At 34.6% G+C, this 13,989-nt stretch carries 15 protein-coding genes; 6 read left to right on the forward strand and 9 right to left on the reverse strand.

Going from position 1 to position 13,989, the window contains the following annotated elements; translation table 11 throughout:
• Window positions 1-105 precede the first annotated feature (105 nt).
• Genes DOS84_RS17800 through DOS84_RS17810 form a run of 3 tightly spaced genes read left to right on the forward strand, consistent with a single transcriptional unit; the run spans window position 106 to window position 4,153 of the window.
• Window positions 106-1,476 carry a TolC family protein gene (locus DOS84_RS17800; RefSeq protein WP_111411452.1) on the forward strand — a complete coding sequence of 457 codons (1,371 nt, stop codon included), beginning with the start codon at window positions 106-108 and terminating at the stop codon, window positions 1,474-1,476.
• Between the two features lie 36 nt (window positions 1,477-1,512).
• A complete protein-coding gene (locus tag DOS84_RS17805) occupies window positions 1,513-2,565 on the forward strand; it encodes an HlyD family secretion protein (RefSeq protein ID WP_111411453.1) in 1,053 nt (350 codons plus the stop codon).
• A gap of 4 nt (window positions 2,566-2,569) precedes the next feature.
• Entirely contained in the window at window positions 2,570-4,153 is a 1,584-nt protein-coding gene (locus DOS84_RS17810; protein WP_111411527.1) for an efflux MFS transporter permease, read from the forward strand.
• Between the two features lie 459 nt (window positions 4,154-4,612).
• Here DOS84_RS17810 and DOS84_RS17815 read toward each other — a convergent pair whose 3' ends face one another.
• Window positions 4,613-5,035, reverse strand: a complete 423-nt coding sequence (locus DOS84_RS17815; RefSeq protein WP_111411454.1) for a VOC family protein — start codon at window positions 5,033-5,035, stop codon at window positions 4,613-4,615.
• A 476-nt stretch (window positions 5,036-5,511) separates the two neighbouring features.
• Between DOS84_RS17815 and DOS84_RS17825 the strand changes: the two genes are divergently transcribed.
• Window positions 5,512-6,063, forward strand: coding sequence for a DUF4494 domain-containing protein (locus tag DOS84_RS17825; protein WP_111411456.1), 552 nt, complete (start codon window positions 5,512-5,514; stop codon window positions 6,061-6,063).
• Between the two features lie 121 nt (window positions 6,064-6,184).
• Here the strand turns inward: DOS84_RS17825 and DOS84_RS17830 are convergent, their stop codons facing one another.
• Window positions 6,185-6,481, reverse strand: a complete 297-nt coding sequence (locus DOS84_RS17830) for a hypothetical protein (protein ID WP_111411457.1) — start codon at window positions 6,479-6,481, stop codon at window positions 6,185-6,187.
• Between the two features lie 272 nt (window positions 6,482-6,753).
• Between DOS84_RS17830 and DOS84_RS17835 the strand changes: the two genes are divergently transcribed.
• The gene (locus tag DOS84_RS17835) at window positions 6,754-6,984 is read left to right on the forward strand and encodes an HTH-like domain-containing protein (RefSeq protein ID WP_111411458.1); all 231 of its coding nucleotides are present in this window, start codon (window positions 6,754-6,756) and stop codon (window positions 6,982-6,984) included.
• 199 nt (window positions 6,985-7,183) lie between these two features.
• On the opposite strand, the gene arsB is transcribed toward DOS84_RS17835, so the two are convergent.
• The 5 genes from arsB to DOS84_RS17860 all read right to left on the reverse strand — a co-directional run bounded on the left by arsB (window position 7,184) and on the right by DOS84_RS17860 (window position 10,481).
• The gene (gene arsB / locus DOS84_RS17840; protein ID WP_111411459.1) at window positions 7,184-8,254 is read right to left on the reverse strand and encodes an ACR3 family arsenite efflux transporter; all 1,071 of its coding nucleotides are present in this window, start codon (window positions 8,252-8,254) and stop codon (window positions 7,184-7,186) included.
• Window positions 8,255-8,372: 118 nt separating this feature from the next.
• Window positions 8,373-9,005 (reverse strand): arsenate-mycothiol transferase ArsC, encoded by a 633-nt coding sequence (locus tag DOS84_RS17845; protein ID WP_111411460.1) that lies wholly within the window; start codon window positions 9,003-9,005, stop codon window positions 8,373-8,375.
• Window positions 9,006-9,077: 72 nt separating this feature from the next.
• Complete coding sequence (locus tag DOS84_RS17850) at window positions 9,078-9,548, reverse strand: DUF6428 family protein (protein ID WP_111411461.1); 471 nt, start codon at window positions 9,546-9,548, stop codon at window positions 9,078-9,080.
• Between the two features lie 61 nt (window positions 9,549-9,609).
• A complete protein-coding gene (locus DOS84_RS17855; protein ID WP_111411462.1) occupies window positions 9,610-9,942 on the reverse strand; it encodes an ArsR/SmtB family transcription factor in 333 nt (110 codons plus the stop codon).
• A 104-nt stretch (window positions 9,943-10,046) separates the two neighbouring features.
• Window positions 10,047-10,481 (reverse strand): hypothetical protein, encoded by a 435-nt coding sequence (locus DOS84_RS17860; RefSeq protein ID WP_111411463.1) that lies wholly within the window; start codon window positions 10,479-10,481, stop codon window positions 10,047-10,049.
• Between the two features lie 246 nt (window positions 10,482-10,727).
• Between DOS84_RS17860 and DOS84_RS17865 the strand changes: the two genes are divergently transcribed.
• A complete protein-coding gene (locus tag DOS84_RS17865; protein ID WP_111411464.1) occupies window positions 10,728-11,501 on the forward strand; it encodes a hypothetical protein in 774 nt (257 codons plus the stop codon).
• Window positions 11,502-11,558: 57 nt separating this feature from the next.
• Here the strand turns inward: DOS84_RS17865 and DOS84_RS17870 are convergent, their stop codons facing one another.
• Together DOS84_RS17870 and DOS84_RS17875 are read right to left on the reverse strand one after the other, a co-directional pair.
• Window positions 11,559-12,794 carry an NAD(P)/FAD-dependent oxidoreductase gene (locus DOS84_RS17870; RefSeq protein ID WP_111411465.1) on the reverse strand — a complete coding sequence of 412 codons (1,236 nt, stop codon included), beginning with the start codon at window positions 12,792-12,794 and terminating at the stop codon, window positions 11,559-11,561.
• Window positions 12,795-12,897: 103 nt separating this feature from the next.
• Entirely contained in the window at window positions 12,898-13,962 is a 1,065-nt protein-coding gene (locus DOS84_RS17875) for a class I SAM-dependent methyltransferase (RefSeq protein ID WP_111411466.1), read from the reverse strand.
• Window positions 13,963-13,989: the final 27 nt, after the last annotated feature.

Genomic DNA, 13,989 nt, shown 5'->3' on the forward strand with positions numbered 1-13,989 from the left:
TTAGTGAATTTGAATTTGTCCGAAATGAATAAATTTATGGCTTTCGTTGATTTTACATCATGGATTAAATGAGAGAACTTTGCAAAATATTCTTTATTTCAATTTATGTTTCTCAAAAAAAGATCTTTTTCAGATCAATCAAAAATTAAATTCCCTCAAAAATTAGTATTCTTATTGCTTTTATTTCAATGGGTTACATCTGTCCAGGCACAAAAAGAACAGACTATTTCTTTGAATGATGCCATAAAAATGGCAAAAGAAAACAATATGGACATTCAGAAGTCTCATATTGAACAGCGTATTTCCGAAAAAGAGATTGATGTTACAAAGAACCTTCGTTTGCCTGAGGTTAATTTTACTGCAATGTATTCTCGATTATCTGATTTAACAGAATACGAAGGTGCTTTTTTTACGGATAAGCATACCTATACTCCAGAACCCGGAACGGTAATATATGATGCGGTTACCAAATTTGATATGCCACTTTATGCAGGTAACAAAATAAATAATGCTATCAGTAAGGCGAAACAGGAAAACGAGATTGCCAAAATCAAACTGGAAAAAACCGAAAATGACATTCAGTTGGATGTTGCAGCTACATTCTTGGGTATTTACAAAATGATGGAACTTCAAAAAATCATTGACGAGAGCATTAAGGAAGAGCAGGAACGCTTGAAGGAGGTAAGAGCATTCAAGACTTTTGGAACTGTAACCAAAAATGAAGTGCTGCGTTCGGAATTACAGCTTTCGGACAGAGAATTGAATTCTTTGACCAATAAAAAAAATATAAAAATTGCGCTTCAGGACTTCAAAACCCTATTACAGTTGCCAGAAGAACAGGAAATAAGTATTGACACAACTGCTATTCTTGATGAAACGAATCTTTTGAAAGACTACGGTTTTTATTTAAAGGAAACTATGCAAAATGAAGAAATGCGCATAGCAAGTAGGGAAGTAGAGGTTAAAAAAACGGAGTTGAATATGATAAAAGGGAATTATTATCCTAAGGTGGGTTTCTTTGGGAATTACAATTTAAAATATCCCGACTATATGTTATTTACTTTGAATCGTCCTTATCTCTACACCATTGGACAAATTGGAGTTGAAGCTTCTTATAATTTATCAGGTTTATACAAAAATAAAGCACGGGTAGAGGCTGCTAAATTAAAAGTGGAATTACAGGAAAATGAATCGACGAGAGTCAAAAATAAGATGGAAGATCAAGTGTTTAGAACTCATACCCAATATCAGGAGATATTGGACAAATTTTTGGTTACCGAGAAAGCATTGGAATTGGCAAAGGAGAATTATCGAATTATAAAAGTGAAATATCTTAATCAATTGGTGTTAATTACCGAAATGGTTGATGCGGATAATGCTTTACTTCGAGCGAAATTCAATAAAGTTTCCACTAGAATAGATGCTGTTATGAAACACTATGAATTGCTTCATACAGCAGGGTTATTCAATAAATAATAATTTCAGTTTAATATAATTTAGTTTTAAGTTTATATGGTAAAAGTAAAAAATACGTCAAATGCTCATCGAACATTTCATAGATTAACCACAGCAATTGCAAGTACTTTGATTTTAGGCGGAATTGTTCTAGGTATTTGGTTTTATGTTTTTAATAAAAATCATGAAGAAACGAATGATGCTCAGGTGGATCAATATGTAACCCCAATTATGGCCAGAATAACGGGTTATGTTCAGGAAGTACGCTATGATGAAAATGAGTTTGTGCACAAAGGCGATACTTTAATTGTAATGGATAAAAGAGAATATAAAGCCCATTTGGATATGGCATTGGCAGATGTTGAAAATGCCAAAAGCAGTATCAATGTTATACAAAAAAATGTTGCAACAACTTCTAATACAACTTCGGTAAGACAAGCTCAATTGGAAGCTGTTAAAACAGAAGTATGGAAAACTAAATTAGAATACAATCGTTATCAAGGATTGTTAAATCAGAAAGCGGCGACAGAACAACAGCTGGAGAAAGTAAAAGCAGATTATGAATTAGCCAAAGCCCATTATCAAGAAATACTAAACACAATTCAATCGGCGGCATTGAATACCTCCGAAGCTTCGGCAAAAATTTCGACAGCACAAACCGTGATTCAGTCCAAAAAAGCTATTGTCGATAATGCATCTCTTTTTCTTTCTTATACCGTAATCACAGCTCCTTACGACGGTTGGGTTGGGAAAAAAATAATTCAGCCAGGACAAATGATAAAAGAAGGACAGACCTTAGTTTCTATCGTTAGTAAAGAAAAGTGGATTACTGCAAATTTTAAGGAAACCCAAGTGCAATATTTGTCCATTGGTCAGGAAGTTGTAGTGAATGCAGATGCGATAAGTCAAAGAAAATTTAGAGGAAAAATAGAATCATTATCTCCTGCCAGTGGAGCACGTTTTTCCTTATTGCCTCCTGATAATGCAACGGGTAACTTCATTAAAATAGAGCAAAGAATTCCTGTTCGAATAAAGCTGATAGAAACAGATAAGCAAACAGATTTTCTTAGGGCTGGTATGAATGTTTCTATTATTGCCGAACACCAATAATCAGATGTCAGAAGTAACTGTTTTTAAATCTTGGGTTCCCAATTGGGCCATTATAGCGATTTTATTTTTTTGTTTGTTGCAATCCATGATTTTATTGGGAGTGTATACTTCCAATGTGACCTATGCTGCCAGTTTTCTTGATGTAGAAGTTGAAGATTTACAGTTTTCGATGTGTGTAACGTATGGGACTTTTTTGGCTACGTTATTGATTGAAAGTCGTTTTTTTAATTTTTTTCCAACCAAAAAATATTTTCTGGTGATCTATAGCTTGGCAGCCTTAACGTTTATCTTAACTGCTTACACAGAAAATTTTTCTTTATTTATTATTTTAAGGATTGTAGAAGGAATCGTAATGGCCTTACCTGTAGTTTCATTAAGGCAATTTTTAATTTCGAGGTTTAAGTCCAAAAATGCCTTAATTATTGGTTTTACAATTAATTATGGAGCTTTGATGTTGGCTTCTCCTTTTATAATGAATATTGCGGTCTGGCTTCTTGAAAATTATGATTGGAAATACATGGCGTATGGATCAGCTTTATTTGAAATTATATCTGTAGCTCTTATTATGTTTACATTTAAAGACAGTCGTCTTCATAAAAAAATCCCATTGTATCAAATAGACTGGACGAGTTACATCCTTTTGATTACAGCTATTTTGTGTGGTGCTTTTTTTATGGTTTATGGTGAAAAAAAGTATTGGTTTGATTCTTTTCAAATTATTGCGGCATTGATTTTTGCCCTAATAACAGGAGGTCTTTTTATTGTCCGACAATTACATGTTAGCCGACCCACTTTTGATTTGAGAGTATTTCGTTATGATAATTTTCGAACTGGATTGTTATTGTCTGTGCTCTTTTATATTGCTCGATCAACTTTGAATATTTGTCACAGTACGATGTTTACAGTTTGGAATTGGGAGCCATCCCGAGTAGCGCATGTTCAATATTTGAATGTAATTGGGAATGTTATTGGTATGGTTATCTCGGGTCTCTTTTTGGCTAAATCTGTCACTTCTAAGACTATTTTTGTGATTGGGTTTTTGCTTTTTGCTGTGTTTGATTTCTGGTTTACTTTTCTTTTTGTTCCAGATATAAGTTTGGCAGATATTGCGATTCCGTATATGTTGCAAGGAGTGGCAGTGGGAATTCTGTTTGTTCCATTGGTATTGTTTACAGTCTCTGCAGTTCCTACTCATTTCGCCCCGTTTGCTGGAATTGCAGGGGTTGCAGGAAGATTTTGGGGAAGTGTCATGGGGTTTGCACTAATTCAAAATACGACTGTTTTTTTGCAAAGAAAACATTTTACAAAATTCAGGCAATTTGTTCTTTCGGAGAGTCCAGAGACTCAAATGCGTGTCGAGCAAATGACTAAAAGTTTCATGACTAAAGGTTACAATATTGATGATGCGACTAAATTGGGCATGAAACAAATTATCGGTTCTGTTTCAAAACAATCGGTTTTATTGTCGAATATGGAAATCTTTACGGTTATGGGAAGTATAATGCTTATAGTTGTTTTCTTTTTATTAATTAATCAACATTTAAAACAAACATTCGATATTTTTAAAAATAGAATTTGGGATAATTAAGAGCGGTTTATGCCATCTTTTGTACTTACAAAATTAGCATAAAGCATTCTCAATTGTAATTGGGTTAATAGGATATTTTATTCATGCAAGCAAAGGGCTCCGATTACTCAAATATAAAAATATCTTGGGTAGTATTGAAAGTTATATTTCATTAGTCAGCTGTCAATTGTAGAGGTATATCCTTGCAACAGAGAGGTAGTTGTACAATAAGGGATTGATAGTGTTTATATGAAAGTGAAAAAATGAAATACAAGATTCATCAAACCAATATCAGGAAATTTGTTTGAGGATTTCCTTTTCATAATGACGAATTAAGGCTTTAGATTTTTTGTATTACAGTTACCAATCCGTTGTTGCTGTATTTTTTGCAAGTTTTTTTAAATCTGAAAGAGTAGTATAAGCCTTTTCAAAAATCAGTTGGTAGTTTTCCCATGCAAAGCTGGTTAAAAAAAAAATTTCTTATGCATCAAGTAATCCTTGTATGTCAAATTTAGTCATTTGCATAAATGCCTGCATTACTCTAGGTGCTTTTTCAGGGTCAGCCATAAGTTCTCCTAAAATCCTTGGAACAATTTGCCACGTAACCCCAAATTTATCATCAAGCCAACCGCATTTATTATAGATTCCTCCTTCGCCTAGTTTGTCCCAATAATGGTCAATTTCTTCCTGTGTTTCGCATTCTATGACATAGGAATTGCCAGGAGATAATTTATACATGGGACCGCCATTTAGGGCCATAAATTTGTTCCCGTTCAATTCAAAATTGACTATAAAATGATTTTCAAAAGTGATTTTCGAATTTTTGAAAATGGAGCAATAATGCTCTGCTGCTGCTTTGGCTTGTCCGTCAAACCACAAGCAAGGATAAATTTGATTTGCCATTTTATACCATTTATAAATTTTAATTAATCCAAAAAATGTCTGTATTAGGGCTAACGAAGTTAAGAAAAATAAATAGTTAATTCACTGTAATATAGTTGATTGTGTTTTTTTATCAAAAGTTTTCTATGTGTTTAGCTTTGTAAATATGAGATTTTCTGCTTCGAGAGCTTCCCGCAATTTAGGAATCGTGGTTTTCCTGATTTCGTGTAATTTTAAAATATCTTTTCCGCTGTGTTTGGATAGTTTTTCCAAAGTAGTAATATCGACGTTTTCAAGTGTACGTCTTGTTGGAGCAGGAAGCAGAGAAAGGAACCCAATTTTCGATTTGCGTTGCTCTTTTTGGATAAAGCTAAAATAGCAAAAATGACTCAAAAAACTGCAATTCCATCAGTTATTCGAAATTGTGAATATCTATTTTCTGAATTGTGATTTTTATTTTCTTTAAAATCTATCTTTGGCATCCTTAAAAAAAATATATGAGCACAATTTGGTACGAATGCAAAGTAAAATATAGAAAAACGGATGAAACTGGTGGACAAAAGGTTGTAACAGAACCTTATTTGGTTGATGCTTTGTCCTATACCGAAGCAGAAAGCAGAATTAATGAAGAGATGTCTGCGTATGTAAGTGAGGAATTTAAAATCACGAATATAAAAGTGGCTAATTATGCTGAGATTCATCCTTTTGAAAATGCCGACCGTTGGTTTAAATCAAGAGTTTCCTTAATGGCTTATGATGAAGAAAGCGGTAAAGAACGAAAGTCGAATATGTATTTGTTAATACAGGCCAATGATGTAAAAGAAGCTTTCGATAACACCACTCATGTAATGAGTACCACGATGGGAGAATATACGATTCCCGCTATTTCAGAATCTCCAATTATGGATGTTTTCCCTTATTTTAGTGGGGAAGAAGGAGAGACGGAACAATTGGAAAGATTCAATGCACTGAAAGCATCCAGACCTGTAGCAGCTGAAGTGCAGGATACTATGGAGTTTGATCCTGCTTATTTGGAGGAAAGCGTTTAATCCAAGTAGTTATTGCCCATGACTTATGTGGGAACATTTTTAAATGCTTCGCTCCGCAACCGAAAAACTTTTCGGCTGTGGAGCGTTTTTTTTATTGGTTAATGAGAGATGCCTATATAAATTAGGAAATCTGTTTGAGAATTTCCCTTTCGGAATGGCGAACTAAGACTTTGAATTTTTCATACCACCCTTTCCAATCTGCGGCACCCATGTCTTTTGCAAGTTCCTTTTCAAAATCCGCAAGTGCTGAATAAGATGATTCAAAAATCAGTCGGTAGCTTTCTCCGGTGAAGTCGGTTAAAACCCGATTTCCGGTTGTCTGAGGGAACAATCCGCCTTGTGTGGCTTCATCAATCAAAACTTTGGCATCTTTATAACGGCCAAATTGCAGATAAAAAATTTCGCGAACTATATACATGAGTACAAAATTTAGGTGTTAAACAAAATGATTTTACTCGTATAAAGTTAAGAAATAATACAATTGACTAGATGTTAATGTGTTGATAAACATTTGTTTATAAGCAAAATAGAAATTAAAGTGCAGTTTGCTTTATCCAAAAGCTACACTTTGTGAGGTTGAATTTTAAGCGTGCAGATTTTTTGTTAATATAATGTTGTAATATGTTTATTGTTAGATGTTTGGCATGGATGTTGAAAAGAAGTATCAGTAACTAATAAAACATGTAAATTATGAGTATAGCAGAATTAGGAGCAATATTGAGTGATATGTATAATAATTCTCCAAAAGAAGATGCAGCACTAATTGTACGTTTATTTGGAATAAGATATGCTGCTGAAATTAAAAAGGATAATTACTCTAATGAAGAAATTATGAAAGCATCCGGAATTTCGGAAGCATATATTAATGAATTGTCAAAAGGAGTGAAACTGTCTGTATATGTTAGCTCGAAACAATTATAACCGAAATATTATTTGGGTTTAAATTTTAAGAAAATAAATAAGCTGCAATTCTAAACTTTATAGTATTGCAGCTTAAGTTGTTTTAGAAAACAAATCTTCTTATGAAAACGGGTGCCTAGCCCTGATGGAAACGGCATCCTGTTGTCCCGGTGTTCGGGACAACAGATATAGTGGACAGCAGGATTAGCTCCCAATAATACTACTCTTTATCACTATAATATTTTTTTCGGAACCAAAAGGCGACATTGACCAAGGCGATTAATGCGGGAACTTCTACCAATGGACCTATAACACCTGCAAATGCTTGACCACTGTTGATACCAAAAACGCCAATGGCTACGGCGATGGCTAACTCAAAATTGTTTCCAGTGGCGGTAAAGGCAATGGCGGTCGACTTGGAATAATCGGCACCAAAGTACTTTCCGATGAAGAAACTCATGACAAACATAATGACGAAATAAATCACCAGTGGCAGGGCGATACGAAGGACGTCCATTGGTATTTGAATGATTAATTCTCCCTTGAGGCTGAACATTAATATGATGGTGAATAACAAAGAAATTAAGGTGATGGGGGATATAAAAGGAACGTATTTTGTCTCGAACCATTCTGTTCCTTTGGTCGCAATCAAAGCATAACGAGAGATGATGCCCAGGGCAAATGGAATGCCGAGGTATATACCCACACTTTCGGCAATTTGTCCAATGCTGATGCTAACTTCAAAGCCATGATACCCAAAATAGGGCGGGAGTATGGTAATGAAGACATAAGCATAAACGCTGTATAGCAACACTTGAAAGATGCTGTTTAGGGCTATTAATCCTGCTGCATATTCGCGATTGCCATCAGCTAGGTCATTCCAGACCACGACCATGGCGATGCAACGCGCAAGTCCGATGAGGATTACGCCAATCATGTATTCGGGATAGCCGTTCAGGAATAATAGGGCGAGGGCAAACATTAAAATTGGCCCGACAATCCAGTTGAGAAATAGGGAGGCACCCAATACTTTGGTGTTTTTGAATACTTCGCTCATTTGTTCGTATTTGACTTTGGCCAATGGCGGGTACATCATCAGAATTAAACCGATGGCCAGAGGAATATTGGTGGTTCCACTTGAAAAGGAGTTAATAAATCCGCTGCTTGACGGGATAAAAAAGCCTATGGAAACGCCTAGAGCCATGGCCAGAAATATCCAAAGGGTAAGGTTGCGGTCGAGGAATCCTAATTTTTTTCGCTCCAAAGCGGGAGCACAATTATTTGCAGACATACTTTATTTGGTTTTTACCATTGTTTTTTTACCATTAAGAAATTAAGGTTCATTAAGCTTTTTTTAGTTTCTAAACTTCATTTTCTTAATTCCTTAATGGTTTAAAAAGGTTTGAAACTTATTTTTTTACTTGGGAGAATACGTAAAATAACTCCGTTGCGATTTGGATACTTCGTTCCTGATATTTCTCGGCTTGTAGCGGACTGTTGTCAAAGGCTTTTGGGTCTTCGAAGGTGATAGGGATTCTTTTTTCCGCTCCGGAAATAAACGGACAGCCGTTATCGGCCGAGGAACAAGTTAAGATTGCGGCAAACTCACTTTGTGGGTTGAAAGCATCATCGTAAGTTTTAGAAAAGCAAATCAGCGGATGATCGTTTTCATTGTATTTTACACTATAAACGGGATTGTTTCCTTCAGAAAGTGTGTTGATTTGAAAACCGTTTTTCGATAATGTTTGTGCTACCATGGGAAATAAAGCAGTGGCTTCGGTTCCGCCCGAATAGCTGAATACGTTTTTGATTTTGTAATAGGCTGCTGCGGTTTGCGCCCATATTTGGGACAAATGGCTTCTGCGGGAATTGTGCGTGCAAATGAAATTGAGGCGAATGTCTTGGTTTGTCGCTACTTTTGATTGAATGAAATCGATAAGAGGTTGCAAAATGGTTTTGCGTTCGGCAGAAATGCTTTCAAAATTAAAAGTGTCTATGGTGTTGTTGATGTCGGTAAATAATGAGTTTTGGTTTTTTGTCATTTGGATAGGTATTTTGATTAAATATCTGCAAGGTCAGGAAAAAGACCTTGCAGGATAAAAATGTTCAATGTATTAACAACAACCAGCACCGGGTGTGCAACAATTGGTTTGGTTTCCAACTTCGGATAATTTTACTTTTTGTTTTTCTTGCGGTGGGCAACATTGGTCTAATGCCAAACAAGCAGTTTGTTTGTTCAATAGTAAAAAGGTCTCTCCATTATAACCCAAATCGTATTTCCCGATAGTGTTGTCTTGGTATTCGACCTCGATTTCAAGATCTTCAAGTCCCAGTACTTTTTCGGAAAGGGCGATAATGTTCAGTAATTTTTGGGCTTTCAATCGGTGGTCAAAATCATTGGCATCCCATAATTGAAAATTCACAACCGATTCTTTACGAACGGTACCTCCACAATCAATAAAGTTTTTGGTAATCATTCCCACTTCAGTTACGTGGAAATGTTCGGGTACGAATGTGCCGTTGGGCAATTGGAAAGCCACTCCTTTTGCAGTGCTTAAGTGTTTTTTAATTTCTGATAGTTTCATGGTGAAAAAGTTTAAGAGTTTAGAAAGTTTAGAAGTTTAAAAGAGTTAGGTTATGCTTTAATTAGCAACAACCATTTTTTCTATTATCAAGGTAAGTGTTGACATGCTGAAAAAAGCCTTTTATTTTATCGAATCCCACTTCGTTGAGGCAATAGCAAATGGCATTTCCTTCGAAGTTTCCTTTTATCAAACCGGCGTTTTTGAGTTCTTTAAGATGCTGGGAAATGGTTGGTTGCGAGAGCGGCAGTTCGTTTACAATGTCACCACATATGCAACTTTCTACTTTGATTAGGTATTCAATTATGGCAATACGTGCGGGATGGCCCAATGCTTTGGTCAAGATAGCCAATTCGTTTTGCTCGTCTGTAAAATTTTCTGTTTTAGTTGCGCCCATCGTTATATGTTTATATTGCAATATTACGATATAGTTTTAAAATAAAAAAGCAAAATCGAATGAATTTTGCTTTTAAAAAAAATAACTAATTGTTTGTTGTTATCTTAATACAACATTTGTACCAGTGGAGAAGCCACTGAGGCAGCAGATTTTGGCAATAAAGCGGTAAGTGTAGTAAATTGTTCTTTGCTGACCGTTTTTTTCATTTTAGCAATGAAAGATTCTCTATTGGCAGTCATTTTGGATGTATATCCTGCTTTGTTGGTTGCCATGGTTGGCAAAAGTTTTTTCTTTTTGTTTAGCATTTCATTCACAAGCGAATTTACTGCTGGTTTTTGGGCATCGGTTAGTTTTAATTTAGGGGATAATATTCCCATTACTTGATTGGAAATACTCGCTATGTCAAATGAAGTTGCTGAGGCAGCAGCGGCGGTTTTACTTGCAGTGTTAGTTGCTTTTGTAATATCTCCCATACTTTGTGCATTGACAAATGTAAATGTTCCAAAAAGGATAGCTGTGATAATGAGTTTCTTTTTCATAATTGCTTTTTTTTGATTTGTTTTTTATTGTAACCTAAAGATAAGAAAAAAAGTGTAAGTTTTTAATGAATTTATTTTTTAACTATTTAGTAATCAGCAATGTGTGGGTTAAGTGGTAAATTAGGTAGTGTGCTGATGTTTTTATTTAATAAATTAACAGGAAATTATTTTTATTATTTTGTGGTAATTGTAAAAAAAACAATTTCAATATTTCCTACATTTGGGGCTAACCTAAAAATTAAATAAATGAAAAAAATTGTTTTTGTAATGGTCGCGTTCATTACTTCATTTTTGTCTTTTGCTCAAAAGGCAGAAAAAATTAAATACGAAAAAGAGAAATTAAAAGAGATGGAACATTACTATTTTGAGGAAGTTTTCGTTTCGGTTTCATCTAAAAAAACTTCGACTGTTATTTTAAAAGATCAAAAAATATATAAAGGATATTGTGAAGATGTAGGTAGAAAAAAAGGACAAATTAGCTCTATTGAAATTAAAGATAGTGTAACTGGAAAAAAAGTAGAATTTGAAGCTACTACAATTGCAGAATTGTATTTGTTTCCAAGTGGATTTGAGAAGTTTGGAAAAATGAATAAATATTTTTCTAGTTCAACAAGTTGGGGAACAAAAAGTTTAAGTAAAACAACTAACAAAGAAGATGTTCATTTTAAAAACCAATTGGTTTCTTTGAAGAATAAAAAAGAACAAACGGAATATTTAATGCAAATAATTAATCCTACTTTTAGTACTGTCATTGAAGTTTATGGTGATCCAAATGCTAAAGAAACATCTGGTTTTGGTGTAGGAGGAGCTACATTTGGTGGGGGTGTAACAAAATCATATTATGTAAAAAAGGGAGAAAAAATATTTTGGTTGCATAAAGATGATTTTGAAGGAGCTTACACTGAATTATTTGGTGATAATGAAGAATTTGTTAAGCAATATCCTCTTAACTCAATAGAATGGGATTATTTTAGTTTTCTAGTTCTTGAGTACACAAGATTAAAAGAAGCTAAAGCATAGTTTTAGTCAAAATAGAATATAAAAAAAACCTAGTGAGAGCTAGGTTTTTTTTATATTCTATTTTGTCATTTCAATTATGTGTGCCATATTTTTGATAAGATTATCATGCTTTTTTACAAATGGGTTTTCTTCATCCCAAACATAACCAGCTAATACTGCACATATTTTTCTTTTCACATCTGGATCTTCAGGTTGATGGAAAAATAAGGTTTGTAGGTTTCCAGTATACCATTCTTTTACATAAGTGGTAAACACGGCAATTCCTCGTTTCATATAGGCCGTAAATTCTTCTTCCCAATCAACTGTAATTCCTTGTGATTCTTTGAGGTATAATTTGGCGGCAAGCATACCCGATTCGGTAGCAAATGCAACACCAGAAGAAAATACTGGGTCCAAAAACTCGGAACTGTTTCCGGTAAGTGCAAAACCATCTCCGTACATTTTTTTGACGGATCGTGAGTAATTTTCTAATTTGATAGGTTCGAATATAAAATCCACTCCTGCAAATCGTTTGATATAAAAATCTGAAAGCTGGATGGCATTCTTCAATGCTTCGGCGTTGTCTTTATTGGTTGAAAGAGAATTAATAAAATCCGTTGGCCCTACAACACCAAGGCTTGTATTGCCATTTGAAAAAGGAATAACCCACAACCAAACTTCTGTTTCCAGTATATCAAATGAAATCATGGTTCCTTCTTCGCCTTCAGGCCGGTTGATATCGACAACATGTGTAAAAATAGAGGAATGCGGGTCTAATTTGGAAGGCGTATCCAAATCCAAAAGTCTTGGTAGAACTCTTCCATAACCACTGGAATCGATGATAAACTTGGCGTGAATTTCTTTTAGATTACCGTCCCTATCTTTTACAACGGTAGTCGAATTTTTTCCTTCGAAAGCAACCGAAATTACCTCCGATTCAAATTCTAAATCAATACCTTTTCGAATCACTTCCTGAGCCATAGTGTTGTCAAAATCAGCTCTGGGCACTTGCCAAGTCCAATCCCAACCTTCGGAAAATTTATTGCTGAAATCAAAAACACAAATGTCTTCTCCACGGATAAAACGGGCGCCCAATTTTTTTTCAAAATTCATGGCGTCCAAACATTCGAATAATTCGGCTTCTGCAAAATGATCCATAACCCTTGGAATAAGACTTTCGCCCACGACTATTCGAGGGAATTTTGTTTTTTCTACAATCTTAATTTTGACTCCTTTTTTATGAAGATATGAAGCAGATACGCATCCGGATGGTCCTGCTCCTATGATTAAAACATCTACGAATTCTTGTAACATTTATTTACTGCAATTAAAGTTTTTGTAAAGAGTGCATAATGGTTTATAATATTAAAATACGCTGTAATAGCACAAAATACAAAATTAAAGATTTATCGAGTTATTAAACTCTTTTTTTACATTTAATCAAGGTGTGGCTCATTCCAATCATTTCATGCATTTCAGCCACTACAAATCCAGCTTTTTCTATTACTTTCAAAATGTCTTCTGAATGAAACATTTGGCTGTTTCCATTTGCAACTGCTGTAAAATATAAAGAAGTGGCATGTAAGCTGTATGTTGATGCTTGGAATTTTTGCAAATCCCAAAACGTTTCCAAAATATAAAAACTGGCATCGTCTGTCATTGCTTCATAGGCTCGTCTGAAGAGGCTGTATACTTCTTCCAAAGAAAAGCAATCTATAAATTGACTCATCCAGATGATATCAAAACCTTTTGGGAAAGTAATTGAATCGTCCAATAAATTGGCGCCTATCGTAGAAATCCGGTCTTCAAAACCAGCTTCTCCTATGTTTTTTTGTGCCACTTTAATCTGTCCTGGTAAATCCAAAATGGTGATTTTTACCGCTGGGTCGTATTTTGCGCATTGCAAAGAAAATTTTCCGGTATTGCCTCCAACATCCAAAAATGATTTAGGTTTATTATCAAATAAAATAGGCATAATTTCAGGAAAAGTATAGTCGGAGTAAAAATGATCAAAATCAAACCAGCTTTTTTTGATCTTTTCAGGTAGTTCAGATAAACCGATATATACAGTATCCCAATTTCCTAATTCTTTTAGTCCTTCCGGTTTTCCATTTACTATGGATTGCTCCAAATGGTTTATCGCCAAATAATTTACATCTTGGGTGAAATCCATGTTTACATTGGTCATTTTATCCCTTAATATGAAATAGCCAGTTTTTGTAAGTATAAACTCATTGCTTTTTAAATAAACCATTTCCAAGCTCAAACCTGCTTCGAGTAAAACTTTTACGCCGTAGACAGATAAATTCAAATCGGCGGCTATAGTTTCTATACTTGCTTTGTCCTTATTAAATAAGTATTCTAAAATTCCTAAATTCCGAAGTGATTTTGCTGCTTGAAACATAATTGGGGCAAAAGCAATTTTTTGGGCGTCTAGATTCGCTTGAACAACATTTTTCTTGTCAGAACCAAAATCTTTCATTCTTTTTTTTATTTAAAAGGGCATTGT

The organism is Flavobacterium aquariorum (assembly GCF_003254745.1).
GTDB lineage: Bacteria > Bacteroidota > Bacteroidia > Flavobacteriales > Flavobacteriaceae > Flavobacterium > Flavobacterium aquariorum.

Excerpts from the sequence above, each read along its gene's own strand:
- DOS84_RS17855 (WP_111411462.1), bottom strand. The coding sequence starts at position 9,942 with ATGGGCGCAACTAAAACAGAAAATTTTACAGACGAGCAAAACGAATTG.
- DOS84_RS17860 (WP_111411463.1), bottom strand. The coding sequence starts at position 10,481 with ATGAAAAAGAAACTCATTATCACAGCTATCCTTTTTGGAACATTTACA.
- DOS84_RS17800 (WP_111411452.1), top strand. The coding sequence starts at position 106 with ATGTTTCTCAAAAAAAGATCTTTTTCAGATCAATCAAAAATTAAATTC.
- DOS84_RS17810 (WP_111411527.1), top strand. The coding sequence starts at position 2,570 with ATGTCAGAAGTAACTGTTTTTAAATCTTGGGTTCCCAATTGGGCCATT.
- DOS84_RS17845 (WP_111411460.1), bottom strand. The coding sequence starts at position 9,005 with ATGACAAAAAACCAAAACTCATTATTTACCGACATCAACAACACCATA.
- DOS84_RS17865 (WP_111411464.1), top strand. The coding sequence starts at position 10,728 with ATGAAAAAAATTGTTTTTGTAATGGTCGCGTTCATTACTTCATTTTTG.
- DOS84_RS17835 (WP_111411458.1), top strand. The coding sequence starts at position 6,754 with ATGAGTATAGCAGAATTAGGAGCAATATTGAGTGATATGTATAATAAT.
- arsB (WP_111411459.1), bottom strand. The coding sequence starts at position 8,254 with ATGTCTGCAAATAATTGTGCTCCCGCTTTGGAGCGAAAAAAATTAGGA.
- DOS84_RS17815 (WP_111411454.1), bottom strand. The coding sequence starts at position 5,035 with ATGGCAAATCAAATTTATCCTTGCTTGTGGTTTGACGGACAAGCCAAA.
- DOS84_RS17830 (WP_111411457.1), bottom strand. The coding sequence starts at position 6,481 with ATGTATATAGTTCGCGAAATTTTTTATCTGCAATTTGGCCGTTATAAA.
- DOS84_RS17850 (WP_111411461.1), bottom strand. The coding sequence starts at position 9,548 with ATGAAACTATCAGAAATTAAAAAACACTTAAGCACTGCAAAAGGAGTG.
- DOS84_RS17870 (WP_111411465.1), bottom strand. The coding sequence starts at position 12,794 with ATGTTACAAGAATTCGTAGATGTTTTAATCATAGGAGCAGGACCATCC.
- DOS84_RS17825 (WP_111411456.1), top strand. The coding sequence starts at position 5,512 with ATGAGCACAATTTGGTACGAATGCAAAGTAAAATATAGAAAAACGGAT.
- DOS84_RS17805 (WP_111411453.1), top strand. The coding sequence starts at position 1,513 with ATGGTAAAAGTAAAAAATACGTCAAATGCTCATCGAACATTTCATAGA.
- DOS84_RS17875 (WP_111411466.1), bottom strand. The coding sequence starts at position 13,962 with ATGAAAGATTTTGGTTCTGACAAGAAAAATGTTGTTCAAGCGAATCTA.